This is a genomic window from Pseudomonas sp. RW409 (assembly GCF_003184125.1).
In the GTDB taxonomy this organism is placed as follows: domain Bacteria; phylum Pseudomonadota; class Gammaproteobacteria; order Pseudomonadales; family Pseudomonadaceae; genus Aquipseudomonas; species Aquipseudomonas chlororaphis_I.
Window position 1 is genome coordinate 1 of sequence record NZ_QHHP01000016.1, and the last position, 451, is coordinate 451.

The 451-nt window shown below is 64.3% G+C and carries 1 protein-coding gene; it reads right to left on the reverse strand.

What is annotated here, in order from left to right:
• Nucleotides 1-451, reverse strand: a 451-nt coding sequence (locus DK261_RS32845) for an Ig-like domain-containing protein (RefSeq protein ID WP_158286939.1), incomplete at both ends; no start/stop codon positions are given.

Below are 451 nucleotides of genomic sequence, written 5' to 3' on the forward strand. Positions count from 1 at the left end.
TGACGGCCTGAGCCGGTACCAGGTTGCCGTTGGCGTCGGTGACCGTGACTTGCACCACGTTCTGCGCCCTGCCGTTGGCCGGCTGCTTGTCGGTGGTCATCACCAACGCACCGCTGGCAATTTCAGCCGTACCGACATCCGCCACAAAGGTGGTGTCCACAGTGCGCTCGCTGCCATTGATGCTGGCTTTCAAGGTGCTGCTGCCTGCCTGGGTGCTGGTCAGCGTCATGCTGGCCACGCCCGAAGCGTTGGTGGTCGCGGTGGTGGCGGTCAGTTTGGCCCCGCCGGATTCCACGCTGAAGGTGACGGCCTGAGCCGGTACCAGGTTGCCGTTGGCGTCGGTGACCGTGACTTGCACCACGTTCTGCGCCCTGCCGTTGGCCGGCTGCTTGTCGGTGGTCATCACCAACGCACCGCTGGCAATTTCAGCCGTACCGACATCCGCCACAAA